This window comes from Nocardia sp. NPDC003999 (genome assembly GCF_053604885.1).
In genome coordinates, this window is sequence record NZ_JBSGIB010000023.1 from 89,999 (window position 1) to 107,380 (window position 17,382).

Genomic DNA, 17,382 nt, shown 5'->3' on the forward strand with positions numbered 1-17,382 from the left:
CGGGCTCGAACTCGAACCGCCGAACACCGGTGACCCTGTCCCGCGGCTCGAGGATCCCCGACGACCTGGGGACAGGGACACGGCAGTAAGCACGATCGCCGTGCCGGCGGGCGCAGGGAGGGAAACGACCATGACTGAGAACCGGAAGATCAGCACCCGCGCCATCGGCTTCGCCGCCATCACCGGCGCTCTTGTTGCCGTCCCGTTCGCATTCTCCACCGCTTCCGCCTCCGCGGCCACCCACGACTGGGACGGCGTCGCGCAGTGCGAGAGCGGTGGCAACTGGGGGATCAACACCGGAAACGGCTACTACGGTGGCCTGCAGTTCTCGCAGAGCACCTGGGCCGCCAACGGCGGCAAGGGCTCGGCCCACACCGCCAGCAAGGCGGAGCAGATTCGCGTGGCGGAGAACGTGCTCGCCACCCAGGGCCCCGGCGCGTGGCCGGTGTGCGGCCGGTACCTGCGCCAGGGCACCTCCGAGCCCGAGACGCTGGCCCCGGCGGAGGAACTTCCCGCCGTGCCCGAGCCCGCCCAGCCCACCGTGAGCGCGGCGCAGTCCGTGGTCGAGAAGGCCAAGTCCGCCGCGGACGAGCTGGCCGAGCAGTACGGCCTGAAGGGACAGTTCGAGCAGATCTTGAGCCAGAACAGCGCGCTGATCGACTCCCTCGGTCGCTGACCCATCCCGCGCCGAAAGAAAGACGCCGCCATCGCGATGATGGCGGCGTCTTTCTTCGTGCCGGTCCTATCCGGCGGCACTACTCAGCGACCGGCGTCCTGATACGCCTTGACCGCGGCGTCCAGCTCGTCCAGCGCACGGCCGAAGTCCTGGAAGTTCCCGCTGCGCATGGCGTTGCGCACGTTCTCGATCTTGCGGTTGAGCTCGGCCGCCGCGGCGTCCTTGGCGGCGGACGATCCCGTCGCCGGTGGCGGGACCGAAGCGGGCGGCGGTGTCGAGGCGTTACTGGTCCCGTTGTTGCCGTTCTCGGCGGGGACCGGAGTGGTGCCCGGCTTCGGCCTGGTGCCCGAGTCACCGCCGAACGGCGTCGCCAGCGCGCCCGCGCCCGGGATCACTTGGTTCAGCGCGTCCGCCAAAGTCGAGGCGTAGCCCACCTTGACGTTGCCCGCCTCGTCGCGATAGCTCACCAGCACCCGCAGCAGCTGCGGGAAGGTGGCCGTGTTCGGCCCGGTGTTGCGTTCGTTGTAGAACGGCTCCACATAGAGGATGCCGCCGTCCGCGACCGGCAGGGTCAGCAGATTGCCATATTTGATCTTGTTCGAATTGGACAGCAGCGTTTTCTCGCGGGACACCTCAGGCGAGGTCGTCATCCGGTTCTGCGTCTGCTGCGGACCCAATGTCTGTGTGTCCGTTGGCAATCGAAGAATCGTGAATTTCCCGTAGCCGTCCGGGTCGGAACGCACCGAGATATAGGCCGCGAGATAAGGCCGGTTGTAGCCGGTCATCGCACTGGTCAGATTGAACGTCGGCTTGTTCGTTTTCGGGTCGCCCAGCAGCACGTAATACGGCGGCTGGTTGGCGGTGGTCCCGCCCTCGGTGGTCGGGTCGGCGGGAACCGACCAGAAAGCGTTGTTGGTGAAGAATTCTCGGGGATCGTCCACGTGATACTTCGACAGCATCTCGCGCTGCACCTTGAACAGATCCTCCGGGTAGCGGAAGTGCGCCCGCAGTTCCGGCGAGATCTCGCTCTCCGGCTTCACCGCGCCCGGGAACACCCCGCGCCATGCCTTCAGCACCGGGTCCGAGGAGTCCACCTCGTAGAGCGTGACGCTGCCGTCGTACGCGTCGACCGTCGCCTTCACCGAGTTGCGGATGTAGCTGACCGCCTTACGCGGCAGCAGCCGCCCGGTCTTCTTGTCGATGCTGTCCTCCAGCGCGCCCTCCAGCGAGGTGGTCTGCGCGTAGGGGTAGTTGTCCAGCGTGGTGTAGGCGTCCACGATCCAGACGATCCGTCCGCCGACAACCGCGGGGTAGGCGTTGCCGTCGGTGGTCAGCCAGGGCGCGACCTTCTGCACCCGCTCGCGCGGGCTGCGGTTGAAGATGATCTTCGAGTCGTCGCCGATGGCCGAGGAGAACAGGATGTTGCGCTCGGCGTACTTGGCCGCGAAGGCCAGGCGGTTGAACCAGTTGCCGATCGGCACGCCGCCCTTGCCGGTGTAGGTGTACTGGGCGGTGTCGGAGTCGTACTCGCGCGGACGCTGGCCGTCCATCGCGCCGACGATCGCGTAGTCCGGGTTCGCCTGCGAGATCAGCTCGCCGAAGTAGACGCGCGGCTGGTCCACCTTGATCCGCTGCTTGTCCGCCGGCGTGAACAGATCGCTGACCATGAAGATCGGATAACCGCCGTCGCCGCTGCCCCCCGCGGCATTCGGATCGTCCGACGGCGGCTTGTTCACCCGGTTGGCCGGGGCGGCGACGAAGCCGTTGCCGTGGGTGTACACGGTGTGACGGTTGATCCAGTCGGTCTGGTTGCCGCTCAGCGCCGCGGGCGAGAGCTCCCTGGCGGCGACGATGTAGTCCTGGACGTCACCGTCGAGGTTGTAGCGGTCGATGTCCAGCGACTCCGGGAAGCCGTAGAAGTTCTTCAGCTGGCGCAGCTGCGTGAATGTGGGCGAGAGGATGTTCGGGTCGAGCAGCCTGGCGTTGCCGACGGTCGCGGCGTCGACCGGCACCTCGAGCGGGCTCTTGCTGCTCTCGCCCTTGTAGTCCTTGTAATCGATCCTGTCGTCGGTGATGCCGAACGCCTGCCTGGTGGCGGCGATGTTGCGTTCGATGTACTCGCTCTCCTTGTCCGCGGCGTTCGGCCGCACCGAGAACTGTTCGACCACCAGCGGCCACACCGCGCCGACCAGGATCGAGGACAGCACCAGCAGCGCGGCGGCCATCGCGGGCACCCGCAGATCGCGCAGCACGATGCCCGCGAAGAAGGCCAGCGCGCAGATCACCGCGATGGACAGCAGGATCAGCTTGGCGGGCAGCACCGCGTTGATGTCGGTGTAGGAACCGCCGGTGAAGGTGGGTTCCTTGCGGCTGCTGGAAAGCAGTTCGTAGCGGTCGAACCAGTAGGCGATCGCCTTGAGCAGGACGAAGATCCCGGCCAGTACGGCGAGCTGGATGCGCGCGGGGCGGGTGAGCGTGCCCTCGCGGCCGGTCAGCCGCAGGCCGCCGAAGACGTAGTGGGTGACCAGGCTGGCGAAGAACGCGATCACCACCGCGACGAACAGCCAGTTCAGCACCATCCGGTAGAAGGGCAGGTCGAAGGCGTAGAAGCCGACGTCGAGGCCGAACTCCGGATCCTTCTCGCCGAACGATCCGCCGTTGAGGAACAGCTGCACCGTCACCCAGTTCGACTGCGCCACCAGACCCGACAGCAGGCCCAGCAGCACCGGGATGCCGACGCCGAACAGCCGCAGCCTGCTCATCACGGTGGTGCGGTAGCGCGCGATCGGATCGTTCGGACCCGCCACCGGCACGAACACCGGCCTGGTGCGGTAGGCCAGCAGCAGCGCCAGCCAGACCACCAGGCCGACGAAGGCCGCCACGACGAGGAACAGCAGCACCCTGGTCCGCAGCACGGTGAGATACACGTTGCGGAAGCCGACCTCGCCGAACCACAGCCAATTCGTGTAGGTGTCCGTCAACCGCGGCCCGAGCAGCAGTAACGCCGCTAGGACGATGGCCGCCACCAGCAGCACACGGCTGCGTCGGGACAGCGAAGGTAAGCCGGTGGGGGGCCGCATGCCCACGATGCCACTCTCCAAGGTCCGGCGACGCTCGCACCGATACGCTCGGCCGATGCGCCGCAGTCCGATGTTGCGGGTGGTCCTTCCGGACCGTCTCGGCCCACTCTACGGAAATCGGACACCACGCAGCTGGCAGGGTTGCGCTTGCCGCGCCGGGGAACCGATCGCCCGGGTTTCCGGCTGTCCGCGCCTGCGGTTTGATTGGATGTTCGCGTGACCCCAGACCTGCACGCCGAACTCGTCCTTGCCCGATCCGTCCGGGAGGTGGCGGAATTCGTCGATGCCGAGGGGTGGGGCCGTCCCCCGCAGATGTTCGCCCTGGTGCCGACCGCGGATCTGGTCGCGGCGCAGCCGGAACTGGAGGATCAGCTCGACGAGGGCGACGAGCTGACGCCGGTCGCCCAGGAAGCTTTCCCGGACGACATCACCGGCGGCTCGATCGCCCTGGACGAATTCCTGGCCACCACCAGTTGGCCCCCCGCCGTCCGCGGTTGCGTGCTGGTGCAGGAGATCGTGGTGCTCCCTCCGGACGCCGAATCGACGCTCGACGACGCGCTCGCCCCGCTGCTGGCCGACCACGATGCCGCCGACGCGGCCGCGCGCGCCGCCGCCGAGGCGCACCCGGAGCGCCGGGAGGCCCGGTTGTTCGCCGCGGTGCTGCGCGACGGCGCGTCGCTGTGCCTGTTGCAGCTGCGCCCCGCGGACGACGCGGACGATTTCGGCGACCTCGACCTGCGCACCTACCCCAATCTGGCGCCGAACCTCGTCGAAGCGCTGCATCACACCCTGGAGTGAAGCGCTGACGCTCCGGTGCGGCGCTGCGCGGCCCGATCGCGGTTCAACGGCCGGGCGCGCGGCGTTCTTCGGTCGGGATCACCAGCCGCTGCGCGGTCCGGGCGAGTCGCGCGGCTTCCGTCGCGGGTTGTCGACCGACCGAGCGATCCGGCTCACCCGCAGCCGACCGGTTCCTTGCCGGTGTTGATCTCGTTGAGCGACTGCACCGCGCCGGTGAGTGTCTCGACGCGCACCAGCCGCAGGCCGTCGGGAGTCCGCTGTTTGGCCTCGTCGCAGTTGGCGGCGGGGACCATGAAGGTCTCCGCGCCCGCGTCCCGCGCGGCCATCATCTTGTACTGGATGCCGCCGATCGGCCCCACCTTGCCGTCCTGATCGATGGTTCCGGTGCCCGCGACGAACTTGCCGCCGTCCAGTTCGCCGGGGGTGAGCTTGTCGATCAGGGCCAGGCTGAACATCAGACCCGCCGAGGGGCCTCCGATGTCGGCGAGATTGAACGCGACCTCGAGCGGCGGCCGGGCGCCCTCGCCCGGCGTCACGCCGAGGTAGCCCTTGGCCGGGTCGCCGGGGCGGGCGCCGAGCACGATCGACGCGGTCTGCTCGGCGTTGTCGCGCCGGAAAACCACGGTGAGCGTGCTGCCGGGCGCCTGGGACGAGACCGCGGTCACGACATCCTTGGGGGTCGTCATCGGCGTGCCGTTGATGCTGATCAGCTCGTCACCCGCGCGCAGCGCGTCGTGGGCGGGCCCGTCGTCGGACACCTTGCGCAGCAGCACGACCGTGGGCAGGTTCAGGTAGTGCAGGGCGGCGACCTCGGCGTTGCCCTCCGAGTCCTTGAAGTCCTCTTGGTTGGACTTGTCGATCTCCTCGCGCGACACGCCGGGCGGGTAGACCTCCGAGCGCGGCACCAGGCCGTGCTTGCCGCTGGCCCAGAAGCCGAACGCCTCGAAGATGCTCAGCCCGTCGCGCACCGACACCGTGGTCATGTTGAGATGACCCGTGGTCGGATCGATCTCGGTGCCCCGCACATCGACGACGTCCTTGCCGTCCACCGTGCCGAGGGTGTTGAAGGTGGGGCCGGGCCCGAGTGCGACGAACGGCACAGTCAGTACGCTGCCGACGACACCGAGCACGAGCACCGGGATCAGTGCGGCCACCAGGGTGAGGATCCGACGATTCACCTGGACCACAGTAATGACAGCCCGCGGCGTGAGTGGGCGGAGGCGGTCATTTCGCCCGGGCGCGCCGCCTCCGGTTTCGCGCCGCGCGAACACAGGGACGCTGTGCTACACGCGTAACGTGAAGAGCATGAACGACCTCCCCTTCGGATTCTCGAACCGCGACGACGACGATCGCAAGCGCGGTGACGAGCCGAGCGGTCCCGGCCCGAACGACCCGTTCGGTTTCGGTATCGGTGGGTCCGGCGCGGGCGGGTTCGACCCGGCGCAACTCGGCCAGATGCTGACCTCGCTCGGCCAGATGCTCAGCGGCATGGGACAACCGGGCTCGGCGCAGGCCGGGCCGGTGAACTACGACGTCGCCAAGCGGCTGGCCCGCCAGCAGCTCGGCCCGACCGTCGCCCCGGTGAGCTCGGGCGCCGCGAGCGCGGTGACCGACGCCGCGCACCTTGCCGAACTCTGGCTCGACGGCGCGACCACCCTGCCCGCGGGCGCCGCCAAGACGGTCGCGTGGACCGCCAACGACTGGATCGAGCAGACCCTGCCCACCTGGCAGCGGCTGTGCGACCCGGTCGCCGAGCAGATTTCGGGCATGTGGACCGCGGCGCTGCCGGAAGAGGCCAGGCAGTTCGCCGCGCCGATGGTCGGCATGCTTGGCCAGATGGGCGGCCTGGCCTTCGGATCGCAGCTCGGCCAAGCGCTCGGCCAGCTCGCCAAAGAGGTACTGACCTCCACCGACATCGGCCTTCCGCTCGGCCCCACCGGCACCGCGGCGCTACTGCCCGCGGCGATCTCGGAGTTCAGTGCCGGACTGGAGCAGCCGGAATGCGAGATCCTGGTGTTCCTCGCCGCGCGTGAGGCCGCCCACCAGCGGCTGTTCGCGCACGTGCCGTGGCTGCGTCAGCAGGTGCTCGGCGCGGTCGAGGACTACGCGCGCGGCATCCGGATGGACTTCTCCGCGATGGAGCAGGCCGCGCAGAACATCGACCCGATGTCGCTGACCGATCCGTCGAAGCTCGAGGAGATCTTGGCCCAGGGCACGTTCGAGCCGCAGACCACGCCCGAGCAGAAGCAGGCGCTGGAACGGCTGGAAACGCTGCTGGCGCTCATCGAGGGCTGGGTGCAGGTGGTCGTCGCCGACGCCGTGGGCGACCGCTTGCCCGGCGCGGGCGCGCTGGCGGAGACGCTGCGCAGGCGGCGCGCCACCGGCGGTCCCGCGGAACAGACCTTCGCCACGCTGGTCGGGCTGGAGTTGCGTCCGCGCAAGCTGCGCGAGGCGGCGGCGCTGTGGCGCAGGCTCACCAGCGACGCGGGCATGACCGCCCGCGACCGCGTGTGGGCGCACCCGGACCTGCTGCCGGATTCCGACGACCTGGACTCCCCCGCCGGTTTCATCGACTCGGTCATCGGCGGCGGCGCCACCGTCTTCGACGACCCGCTGGCGCAATTGGCCGAAACCGAGGCTCGTGAGCGAGCAGCACGCGAGCAAAAGGACGACGACACCGGCCCCGACCTGGGCAAAGAAGGCGGCGAATCCTCCTGATTCAGGCTGTGGATGACGCGAAATCCTGTGGATAACCAAGGATTTCGCCACGGGCCGCACCCCCCGGGGTTCGCATACTGATGACATGACAACGATGTGTCGTGGTCCTCGATTGCGGCCGCGGGTTACCGTCCTGGTCCGCCCGACCGGCGTCGTCCAACTCGGTTGCGATCCGGAAACCGCCGTGGTGCTCGATCCGGAAGGCATGGACGCGGAGACCGTCGTCACCTTCCTCCGCCTGCTCGACGGTCTGCGCACCAAGCCGCAGATCATCTGGCGCGCCGGAGAATGCGGTATCGATGCCGAACGCGCCGTGGCATTGCTCACGCTGGTCGACGAAGCCGGACTGCTGGACCACCCGGAGGACCGGGCCGGTCACGTGCGAACAGTGCGAGTACACGGCCTCGGGCCGCTGTCGGACGCGGTGTCGGCCGGCTTGCGGGCGCTCGGTATGCGGCCGAGCCGTTCCCGGGACTACCCCACCGGTACGGCGACGGCGCGGTCCTGGGGAGTGGACCTCGTGGTGCTCGCCGACACGCTGATGCCCGACCCCCGACTGGTGAGTGATCTAGTGCTGCACCAGATCCCGCATCTTTCACTGCGCATCCGCGACAGCAAGGGCGTCATCGGTCCCTTGGTGTTGCCGGGCGTCACCAGCTGCCTGCGCTGCGCGGACCTGATCCGCGCACGGAACGACACCGACTGGCCACACCTGGCGGCCCAACTACTCGGCCGCATCGGCCACGCCTCCCCCGCCGGAATCGCCGCCACCACGGCAATCGCCCTCGCCGAACTCGAAACGATCATCGACTGCTCGCCCCGACGAACCCCCGCCACCTTGAACGCGACGCTGGAACTGGACCTGGACTCCCACACCCTCGATCGCCGCCGATGGGACCGCCATCCCGACTGCGGGTGCGTGCACCTTTCCGCAGCGCACGGCGTCGGAATACCGCCGTGATGCCTCCACCCAGGAACTCATCTGGCGACCGCGAGCACGAACCGCATCGGTCCACCCCAACGACGGCGACGTCGGTCACTGACTCCGCACCGTGGGCGTGGCGGGCGCGGGACAAGATCACCTTCGCCGCGCTGGACTGGCGGCCGGATACCTCGCTGAAGCTGATCTGCCCTGGATGAGCCCCGCCATCCCGAACGCGACTCTCGAACTGAATTCGGATTCACACCCTCGGTCGGCGCGGACGCGACCGGTACCCCGCATGCATGTGCGCACTCGTTTCCGCAGGTCATGGGCACTGAAGCCGATGGTGATCAAGATTGCCGTGGCCGACCGGCCGGTCCGTCCGCCATGATGGGTACGTGTCTGAGATCGTGCGCCGTCGCTCGTCCCGCAACGCCAAGTTGGCCAAGATTCCACTCGGCATAGCCGGGCGGGCGGCCGTGGGGTTCGGCAAGAAGCTCGCCGGAGGCGACAAGTCGGAGATCAACGCGCAGCTCAATCAGAAGGCCGCGGAGCAGCTGTTCACGGTGCTCGGCGAGCTCAAGGGCGGCGCGATGAAGTTCGGGCAGGCGCTCAGCGTGATGGAGGCCGCGGTCCCCGAGGAGTTCGGCGAGCACTATCGCGAGGCGCTCACCAAGCTGCAGGCCGCCGCGCCGCCGATGCCGGCCGCGACCGTCCACCGCGTGCTCGACCAGCAGCTCGGCACCCAGTGGCGGACCCGCTTCCGTGAGTTCGACGACGCCCCGGCCGCGTCGGCCAGCATCGGGCAGGTGCACCGGGCGGTGTGGTCGGACGGGCGCACCGTCGCGGTGAAGGTGCAGTACCCCGGCGCCGACGAGGCGCTGCGCGCCGATCTCAAGACCCTGTCTCGCATGTCCGGTCTGGTCGCTTCCGTGATCCCCGGCGCGGACGTGAAGCCGATTCTCGCCGAGATCACCGAGCGCACCGAAGAGGAGCTGGACTACCGCAACGAAGCCGCCAACCAGCGCGCATTCGCCAAGGGCTTCGACGGGCACGCCGAGATCGTGGTGCCGAAGGTGGTGGCGAGCGCGCCGAAGGTGATCGTCACCGAATGGCTGGACGGCGTCCCCGTCTCCACGATCATCAAGCAGGGCGCCGAGGATCCGGAGGGCACCCGTGCGCTGCGCAATCGCGTCGCGGGGCTGATGGGCCGGTTCCACTTCTCCTCCCCGGAGGTGGTCGGACTCCTGCACGCCGACCCGCACCCGGGCAATTTCATGATGCTGCCCGACGGCAAGTTGGCGGTGATCGATTTCGGAGCCTGCGCACCGATGCCGGACGGTTTCCCCCCGGTGCTGGGCCGAATGCTGGCCCTCGCGGTCGAGGAGCGATTCGCCGAACTCACCGAACTGCTGTACGACCACGGCTGGGTGATCCCCGGCCGAGTGGTCACCCACCAGGAGATCGCCGACTACCTGCGGCCGTTCACCGACCCGATCCAGGCCGACTCGTTCCACTTCACCCGCAGGTGGATGCAGCGGGTCGCGGGCAAGGCTTCGGAGATCTCCAGCCCGGAGATGAAAACCGCACGCGCACTGCAACTTCCGGCGCAGTACGTGATGATCTTCCGGGTACTCGGCGGCTCCGTCGGCATCCTGGCGCAACTCGACGCCGAACTGCCGTTCATGCAATTGGTCCGCACCTGGATGCCCGGCTTCAGCGAGGAACGCACCGCCTCCTGAGCAGAATCCCCTCGAACTCGGTCGAAGCGATAACCCCCGCGCTGAACCGCGCAACTAAAGCGCGCAACTAAAAAAAGAAACTTCACGCCACCCCCGGCCCCGTCGGGTGCGAGTCTTACGAGCACCGTTCGCGGCCCGTCTCGCGGCCGCGAACACGCAGCGCCGCAGGCGCTGCAAAGCAGACCAGCCGCCCACCAGACAACGGTGGGCGGCTGGTCTGCTTTCTCGTTCGTTGGCTCGGCCCGTGCCGGGACCGACCGAATCGAGCACATCGACCGGAGGGAGGGAAGTCACTCCCCGGCTCATGCCGGGACCGCGACCTTGCGCGGACGACCACGCGGACGCTTGCGGGCGATCACGACACCCTGGTCGAAGATCTCACCGCCCCAAACACCCCATGGCTCACCACGATCCATGGCGGCGCTCAGGCAGCCCTTGCGGATCGGGCAGGTCGCGCACAGCGCCTTGGCCTGCTCCAACTGGACCGGGCTCTCGGCGAACCAGAGGTCCGGGTCTCCAGCACGGCAGGGCAGGACCTTGGTGATCTCCTGGGTCCGAGTAGGCGACGCCACGGTTCGGCATGTCACGTCAGTAGTGGCCTGCGGCCAACTCTGTGCGGTGAACACGTCGTTCTCCTTCAGCTCGTTTGCAGCGGTTCGTTTGTTGTGGCGAAACCGGTGCCGGTCGGCTGAAGGGCCGGAGAATACTGGCCACGGTTTCGCTGTCTTGCGATCCGTGGCCAGGAGGTCGGGGAGGAGTTCCCTACCTAGGTCGACATCTGTGTCGAGTCCTGTTCACGGTCGCTGGGTGTGCGGTGCGGAGGCGTGCTGCCCGCGGATCCGCCGGCTCGAAGCCGACTTCATCCGCGAAGACACCGACTGCTGCCTCGACAGCCGTCGGGTGCCAGCCCGCGCTGGGCTTGCCCTGAATCTGGGTGCGGTTCGACGCATGCATGGCAAGGCAATTCACTTGCGTGCCGGACATGCCGAACGCACCGATTCCGGACAGACCGATCCCCTGCAAGGCGAGGATCCCCCGGGAGGCCGCCATGGGCGCATAGACCGCAACGCCACTGGCGCCGAAGTTCATGATGTTGTCCATTGCTCTGCCTCCCTCCTGTACTCGTTGTGTGTCGGTAACTGTGCGCGCCGAGATGCCCTCCCGGTGCGTGAAATCCACCATAGGCAAGATCGTCGAGCGGGACAACCTATTTTCTACCTGCGGTTTTGTGATGTGGATCGAAGCCGGGACGCCACGATCGCGAGCACATCTGCGCCGAACTGGTCGATCTTCTTCGCACCGATGCCCGCGATCGCGGCCAGCGCGGCGTCGTCGGCGGGCTGTTGTTCGGCGATCGCGGTGAGCGTGGTGTCGGTGAACACGACGAATTCGCGCACCCGCAGCGCCTCCGCCTTCTCCGCACGCCAGTCCCGCAGTGCGGCAAGCAATTCCGCGTCCAGCTCGGCCGGGCAACGGCGGCAGCGGCCGAGCATGGTCGCGTAGGTGCCGATCAGCGGTTTCGCGCAGACCCGGCAGGTCGGGCGGACACCGTTCGGGGCCGACGGCGGTGCCGCGATCCGCGAGGCGGGCGAATCATCCGGCACGAGACCGTTGAGGAAGCGCGAACGCCGCCTGCTGCGCCTGCCGCCCTCGTTCCTGGCCAGCGCCCAGGACAGCCGCAGATGTTCGCGCGCCCTGGTGACCCCGACGTAGAGCAGCCGCCGTTCCTCCTCGAGCGCCGCCTCGTCGGCGACGGAGCCGTCGTCGGCGAGGACGTGCGCGATCGGCATGGTTCCGTCCGACAGCCCGACGAGGAACACCGCGTCCCACTCCAACCCCTTGGCGGCGTGCAGGGAGGCCAGCGTGACGCCCTGCACCGTGGGTGGATGCCTGGCCTCGGCGCGAGTCGCGAGCTCGCGCAGCAGCCCGGTGAGGTCGAGCCGGTCGTCGTGGCCGACGAGTTCCTCGGTCAGCCGCACCAGCGCGACCAGCGAGGTCCAACGTTCACGCGCCTGGGCGCCCGCGGGTTCCGTGGCGGTAAGGCCGAGCGGCGCGAGCACCGCGCGGACCAGCGAGACCAGGGAGTTGCCGCTGCGCGCCTGGTCGGGCAGGTCGTCGCGGGCGGCGGCTTGCCGCAGTGCCTGCACGGCCTGCCTGACCTCGGCGCGCGCGAAGAAGCCCTCGCCGCCGCGCACCTGATAGGGGATACCGCGCTCGGTGAGCGCCTGCTCGTAGCTCTCCGAGTGGGCGTTGATCCGATAGAGCACGGCGATCTCGGCGGTCGGTGTGCCCGCCGCGACGAGCCGGCCGATCGCCTCGGCCACCGCCGCGGCCTCCGCCGGCGCGTCGTCGTATTCGGCGAACACCGGCTCGGGCCCGTCGGCGCGCTGGCCGATCAGTTGCAGCCTGGTGCCCGCGATGCGCCCGCGCGCCGCTCCGATCACCCGATTGGCCAGCGACACCACCTGCGGAGTCGACCGATAGTCGCGTTCCAGCCGGACCACGGTGGCGTCGGGGAAGCGCCGGGAGAAGTCCAGCAGGTAGCTCGGCGTGGCGCCGGTGAACGAATAGATGGTCTGGTTGGCGTCGCCGACGACGGTCAGGTCGTCGCGGTCGCCGAGCCAAGCGTCGAGCACGCGCTGTTGCAGCGGGGTGACGTCCTGGTACTCATCGACGACGAAACTGCGGTAGCGGCCGCGGAATTCGTCGGCCACCGCCGGATAGTCCTCCAGCGCTGCGGCCGTATGCAGCAGCAGGTCGTCGAAATCCAGCAGCAGCCCGTCCGGCGTCGCCTTGAGCTTCTCGTAACCCGCGTAGACGTCCGCGACACGCAGTGCCTCGTAGGGCGTCTCGCGCCGCTGCTTCGCGACCGCCGCCGTGTAATCCTCCGGAGCGATGAGCGAGGCTTTCGCCCACTCGATTTCGCTCAGCAGGTCGCGCACGCTGTCAGTGGCCGTGGACAGCCCGGCCTGGTGCGCCGCCTGCGCGACGATCGGGAATTTCGCATCGATCAGCCGCCACGGCACGTCGCCGACGATCTGCGGCCAGAAGTACTTCAGCTGCCGCAACGCCGCCGCGTGGAACGTCCGCGCCTGCACCTGGGTCGCTTCCCCGCCGAGACCGAGGGCCCGCAGCCGGGTCCGCAGTTCCCCAGCGGCCCGAGCGGTGAACGTCACCGCGAGCACCTGATCGGCTTTGACGTGCCCCTGCGCGATCTGATGCGCGATGCGATAGGTGATGGTCCTGGTCTTTCCGGTGCCCGCGCCCGCGAGCACGCACACCGGGCCGCGCGGTGCTCGCACGGCGGCGGCCTGCTCGGGATCGAGGTCTGCGAGGTCGAGAGCGGGCACGCGATCCATCATGACAGCGCCCACCGACACACAACCGGTCGCGGTCGGGAGCAGCCGCTCGCGAGCAGACCGGCACCGAGGCAAGAGACGGCATCGGCGCGGTAGCCGTGCGCCGCACGCGACCGCCCGTTGTACGCCTCGTCGCCGCTTCGGGCGGCCGGGCGCGTGGCGTTCAGCGGTCGCTCAGCAACCGCAGGGAACGAGCGAAGGGGGCGCTGTCTTGCGAGCCGAGCGGCGCGAAGAACTCCGCGTCGCATTCCTCCACCGCGACGATGGCCCGGTTCACCAGCGCCACGCCCGCTTCGGTGGCGACCAGGGCCTTCGCCCGGCGGTCGCTGGGGTGGTCGCGGCGTTCGATCAGACCCTTCTGCGCCAGGGCGCGCAACACCTGAGAAGTCATCATCGGATCGGTGGCGGCGTATTCCGCCAGGTCACGCTGCCGGACCGGATCTTCGCGGCCGGCGGCGAGGTAGGTGAGCGAAGCCAGCAGCACGAATTGCACGTGGGTCAGGTCGAAGGGAGCGAGCGCCGCCCGCTGTGCCGCCTGCCAGCGGTTGGTCACTTGCCACAGCAACAGTCCGGGACTTTCCTCTGCCGCGCGAAATCTGGAACGCAGTCCGCCGTCCCCCGCCTCGTGCATCGGCCTCCCTCACTCGTCGGTCATCTCCCGCGCGATCAGCGCGTAGTCGTGCGGGCTGAGTTCTATCAGGCCACGACGCAGGATCATCCCCCAGTTCGGCACGCTGGTGAGGTCCAGTTCGTCACGCAGCGTATCGATCGGCGCCTCCCGCGCTTCGGCTCGGTAGCTGACCGAACGGCGCCACGGCCGGAAGCAACCGCCGTCCTGCGGGTCGGCCTGCCAGGCCGGGTGGTCGTCGATGGTGCCGATCGCGGTGAACGAGCGCACCGGCGCTCCGGCCCGCATGCCCTCGCGCGGCGAGTAGTACACCAATCCGTCGCCCGGCCGCATGCGTTCCACCGCAGCGCGCTTGCCGTGGTTCGCCTGGGCGATGCCCAGCTCGACACCGCGCCGGACATGTTCCCTGGACACGACGGCAAGCCAGTACTTCGTGCTCGAACCGGTAGCACTCATGCCGGGACCCCCTCGGCGACGGCCACCAGTGCGTCCAGGTCGGGCTGCACGGATTTCGCCAAGTCGGCGCCCAGGATCTTGATCCACAACAAGCGCAGCGGTCCGTCGATCGAGACCGTGACGGTGACCGTGGTGCGGTTTTCCGCGACGGCGACCTCGTGGGCGAAGGTGAGCCGCGCGCCGAACAGCTTCGAGACGTCGACGAACTCGCGATCGGTCAGACGCGCGACGACGAACCGGATCTTCGGGCCGCCTTTCGGCCGCAACGTCCCGGTGGCGCCCTCGGCGAACGGTCCGTCCAAGCGCACCCACTCGGTGTCGGTGTTCCACTCCGGCCAGGTGGCCATGTCGGCCCAGCGGGCGAAGAAGGTGGTCGGCGGCGCACTGGAGGTGGCCTGCGCGGTGGCGATGATCGTCATGCATTTAGTATGCGCGCATACTAAATGTCGCGCAAGTCGGGATATCGTTCGAGTCGGAACAGTGCGCGGACGTCCGGCGTTGCAGTGTCCGTGACTGACGCGAACCCCACCCTGACGATGTACTCGACCACCTGGTGCGGCTACTGCCGCAGGCTCAAGAAGCAGCTGGACGAGGCGGGCATCGGCTACGTCGAGATCGATATCGAGCAAGACCCGGCGTCGGCCGAATTCGTCGGCAGCGTGAACGGGGGCAACCACGTCGTGCCCACCGTGAAGTTCGCCGACGGTTCCACCGCGACGAACCCGTCGCTGGCGGCGGTCAAGCAGGTCCTCGCCGGTCTGTCCTGATCAGCCGCCGCGCGCGGGTCGCATCGGCCCGCGCGCTAGTCGATCGCGGCCCAGGATTCGATGATCGTGCGCGCGATCGAGATCGAGCCGGGCAGCAGCAACCGGGCGCCCCCGTCCCGATTCGACCAGTCGCCCACCGCCAACGCTTCGCGCACCTGTGCGCGAGTGAACCAGTCGGCCTCGGCGATCTCACCATCGGTGAAGGTCAGCGGCTGTGTGGGATCGGCCACCGCGGCGAAGCCGAGCATCAGCGAGCGCGGGAACGGCCACGGCTGGCTGCCCAGGTAGGTGATCTCGCGCACGTCGAGGCCGACTTCCTCGCGCATCTCGCGCTCCACGCAGCGCTCCAGCGACTCGCCCGCCTCGACGAACCCGGCCAGCAGCGAGAACAGCGACTTCGGCCAGCTGGCCTGGCGGGCGAGCAGCACCCGCTCCCCACCGTCGTGGATCAGGCAGATCACCGCCGGATCGATGCGCGGGAACTCCTCGTAACCGCTCTCGGTGACGCGCGACCAGCCCGCCTTGGCCGACATGGTGACGGTGCCGTCCGCGCCGTGGAACCCGGCCTTGTCGTGCCAGTTCAGCAACGCGATCGCGGTCGAGAGCAACGCGGCGGTGCGGTCGTCGACGGCGCCGCCGGCCAGCGCGCGCAGGTCGGTCAGCGCGCCCTCCAGCTCCGGATCACGCACCGCCCACAGATGGACGCCCTCCTCTACACCGAGGAACACCGCGTCCGGGCTCGGCTCGGCGGAGAACTCCACGGCCGGGTCCAGGATCAGGGCGCTTTCGTCGAGGCGCACCTGCCCGCGGCGGTTGATCCGCAGGAGCCTGGCCTCGGCCCAGCCCTCCTTCAGGGCCTGGGCATCACCTCGGATGTGCTCGGCCCTGTCGACGACAGAACGGGAGAGCAACGGAACGCTATTGAGCTGAAATGCCGACACGGTTCGAGACTATCGCCGAAGCTGCGCGGCCGGTTCGCGCCGGGGTCACTTGCCCGCTCGACGGATGTACAACAGCTTGTCGCCCGCCTCGACCGCGTCGACTTCCGGCTCGCCCACGCGGTAGAGCACCCCGTTGCGCACCACACCGAGGACGATATCGCTCAGATGCCGTGGCGAGCCGCCGATCTCGGACGGCTCCACCTCGCGTTCGGCGACGGCGAAGCCCTCCTCCGGGGTGAGCAGGTCTTCCATCATCTCCACGACCGTGGGCGTGGTGGTCGCGATGCCGAGCAACCGGCCCGCCGTCTCCGAGGACACCACCACCGAGTTCGCGCCGGACTGGCGGACCAGGTGGGTGTTCTCCGCCTCTCGGATCGAAACCACGATCTTGGCGGCCTGGTTCAGCTCCCGGGCGGTCAGGGTGACCAGCACGGCGGTGTCGTCGCGATTGGTGGCAACCACCACCGAGTCGGCGTGCTGCACACCGGCCAGCCGCAGCACGTCGGACTGGCTCGCCGAGCCGTGCACCGTGACCAGCCCGGCGTTCGCGGCCGCCTCCAAGGCGACCACGTCGGTGTCGACAACGACGATGTCGGCGGGCTGCACCCCGTCGCCGAGCATGGCGTCGATCGCGGTCCGCCCCTTCGTGCCGTATCCGACGACCACGGTGTGATTGCGCACGGTGTGCCTCCATCGCTGAATCTTGAAAGCCTGCCGGGAACGTTCGGTCAGCACGCCCAGCGTGGTTCCGACCAAGACGATCAGGAACAGGATGCGCAGTGGGGTGATGATGACGATGTTCGCCAGCCGCGCCTCGGGCGTCACCGGGTGGATGTCGCCGTATCCGGTGGTCGACAGCGACACCGTCGCGTAATAGAACGCGTCCAGGAACGACAGTTCGTTGCCCGAGTTGTCGTGGTACCCGTCGCGTCCGAGGTAGACCACCAGCGCTGCCAGGAACAGCAGCCCCGTCGCGAACAGCACCCGTCTGGTCAGCGAAATCCACGGACTGGTCTGCACTTCCGGGATGCGCAGCAGACCGACCAGGGCGAAATCGGGCCTGCTGGCCAAACCCAGGCTGCGCGCTCGGTCACCGAACACCGGGCACACCCGTCGTTTCGTCGCTCGTGTCGGTCATACCCGGTAATCCTTGTCCCTCCGGCACACCGGGGAGCCTACTGTGTTGGATTTGCCGCGACTGCGTCGCGGCGTGTTCGCGGCCCCTTTGTGGCTCGCGTTTGCGCGGCCGCCGCTTGCTCCTTCGTCGCGTACGCGGCGGCCGCGCAAACGCGAGC

Annotated in this window: 16 protein-coding genes; 6 read left to right on the forward strand and 10 right to left on the reverse strand. The window is 68.7% G+C overall.

Annotated elements, in window-relative coordinates:
- The first annotated feature begins 130 nt into the window (after positions 1–130).
- A complete protein-coding gene (locus ACWESM_RS31180; protein WP_355079939.1) occupies positions 131–676 on the forward strand; it encodes a transglycosylase family protein in 546 nt (181 codons plus the stop codon).
- Positions 677–759: 83 nt separating this feature from the next.
- Here ACWESM_RS31180 and ACWESM_RS31185 read toward each other — a convergent pair whose 3' ends face one another.
- The gene (locus tag ACWESM_RS31185; protein WP_355079941.1) at positions 760–3,762 is read right to left on the reverse strand and encodes a UPF0182 family protein; all 3,003 of its coding nucleotides are present in this window, start codon (positions 3,760–3,762) and stop codon (positions 760–762) included.
- A 210-nt stretch (positions 3,763–3,972) separates the two neighbouring features.
- On the opposite strand from ACWESM_RS31185, the gene ACWESM_RS31190 reads away from it, so the two are divergent.
- Positions 3,973–4,554, forward strand: coding sequence for a PPA1309 family protein (locus ACWESM_RS31190; protein WP_355079943.1), 582 nt, complete (start codon positions 3,973–3,975; stop codon positions 4,552–4,554).
- A 152-nt stretch (positions 4,555–4,706) separates the two neighbouring features.
- Here the strand turns inward: ACWESM_RS31190 and ACWESM_RS31195 are convergent, their stop codons facing one another.
- A complete protein-coding gene (locus tag ACWESM_RS31195) occupies positions 4,707–5,732 on the reverse strand; it encodes a YlbL family protein (protein WP_356960796.1) in 1,026 nt (341 codons plus the stop codon).
- 127 nt (positions 5,733–5,859) lie between these two features.
- Here ACWESM_RS31195 and ACWESM_RS31200 point away from each other — a divergent pair, with 127 nt between their 5' ends.
- From ACWESM_RS31200 to ACWESM_RS31210, 3 genes are all read left to right on the forward strand, one after another.
- Entirely contained in the window at positions 5,860–7,272 is a 1,413-nt protein-coding gene (locus ACWESM_RS31200) for a zinc-dependent metalloprotease (RefSeq protein ID WP_452494822.1), read from the forward strand.
- A gap of 85 nt (positions 7,273–7,357) precedes the next feature.
- Positions 7,358–8,233 carry a hypothetical protein gene (locus ACWESM_RS31205; protein WP_356960793.1) on the forward strand — a complete coding sequence of 292 codons (876 nt, stop codon included), beginning with the start codon at positions 7,358–7,360 and terminating at the stop codon, positions 8,231–8,233.
- Between the two features lie 359 nt (positions 8,234–8,592).
- On the forward strand, positions 8,593–9,936 hold the full coding sequence (locus ACWESM_RS31210; protein ID WP_364431393.1) for an ABC1 kinase family protein: 1,344 nt from the start codon (positions 8,593–8,595) through the stop codon (positions 9,934–9,936).
- A 302-nt stretch (positions 9,937–10,238) separates the two neighbouring features.
- Here the strand turns inward: ACWESM_RS31210 and ACWESM_RS31215 are convergent, their stop codons facing one another.
- The 6 genes from ACWESM_RS31215 to ACWESM_RS31240 all read right to left on the reverse strand — a co-directional run bounded on the left by ACWESM_RS31215 (position 10,239) and on the right by ACWESM_RS31240 (position 14,798).
- Positions 10,239–10,562 (reverse strand): WhiB family transcriptional regulator, encoded by a 324-nt coding sequence (locus tag ACWESM_RS31215; protein ID WP_379256123.1) that lies wholly within the window; start codon positions 10,560–10,562, stop codon positions 10,239–10,241.
- Between the two features lie 136 nt (positions 10,563–10,698).
- Positions 10,699–11,037 (reverse strand): hypothetical protein, encoded by a 339-nt coding sequence (locus ACWESM_RS31220; RefSeq protein ID WP_355079953.1) that lies wholly within the window; start codon positions 11,035–11,037, stop codon positions 10,699–10,701.
- A 113-nt stretch (positions 11,038–11,150) separates the two neighbouring features.
- Positions 11,151–13,298: an ATP-dependent DNA helicase UvrD2 gene (locus tag ACWESM_RS31225; RefSeq protein WP_356960790.1), complete on the reverse strand. Its 2,148-nt coding sequence runs from the start codon at positions 13,296–13,298 to the stop codon at positions 11,151–11,153.
- A gap of 160 nt (positions 13,299–13,458) precedes the next feature.
- Complete coding sequence (locus tag ACWESM_RS31230) at positions 13,459–13,926, reverse strand: MarR family winged helix-turn-helix transcriptional regulator (protein ID WP_355079957.1); 468 nt, start codon at positions 13,924–13,926, stop codon at positions 13,459–13,461.
- Between the two features lie 9 nt (positions 13,927–13,935).
- Positions 13,936–14,379, reverse strand: a complete 444-nt coding sequence (locus ACWESM_RS31235) for an EVE domain-containing protein (protein ID WP_355079959.1) — start codon at positions 14,377–14,379, stop codon at positions 13,936–13,938.
- Positions 14,376–14,798 carry an SRPBCC family protein gene (locus tag ACWESM_RS31240; protein WP_452494825.1) on the reverse strand — a complete coding sequence of 141 codons (423 nt, stop codon included), beginning with the start codon at positions 14,796–14,798 and terminating at the stop codon, positions 14,376–14,378. Before ACWESM_RS31240 ends, ACWESM_RS31235 begins: the two co-directional genes overlap by 4 nt.
- 117 nt (positions 14,799–14,915) lie before the next feature.
- Between ACWESM_RS31240 and ACWESM_RS31245 the strand changes: the two genes are divergently transcribed.
- On the forward strand, positions 14,916–15,146 hold the full coding sequence (locus ACWESM_RS31245; RefSeq protein WP_379256129.1) for a mycoredoxin: 231 nt from the start codon (positions 14,916–14,918) through the stop codon (positions 15,144–15,146).
- Between the two features lie 35 nt (positions 15,147–15,181).
- On the opposite strand, the gene nudC is transcribed toward ACWESM_RS31245, so the two are convergent.
- Positions 15,182–16,087, reverse strand: a complete 906-nt coding sequence (gene nudC / locus ACWESM_RS31250) for an NAD(+) diphosphatase (protein ID WP_355079965.1) — start codon at positions 16,085–16,087, stop codon at positions 15,182–15,184.
- Between the two features lie 45 nt (positions 16,088–16,132).
- Complete coding sequence (locus tag ACWESM_RS31255; RefSeq protein ID WP_452494827.1) at positions 16,133–17,188, reverse strand: potassium channel family protein; 1,056 nt, start codon at positions 17,186–17,188, stop codon at positions 16,133–16,135.
- Between the last annotated feature and the right edge of the window lie 194 nt (positions 17,189–17,382).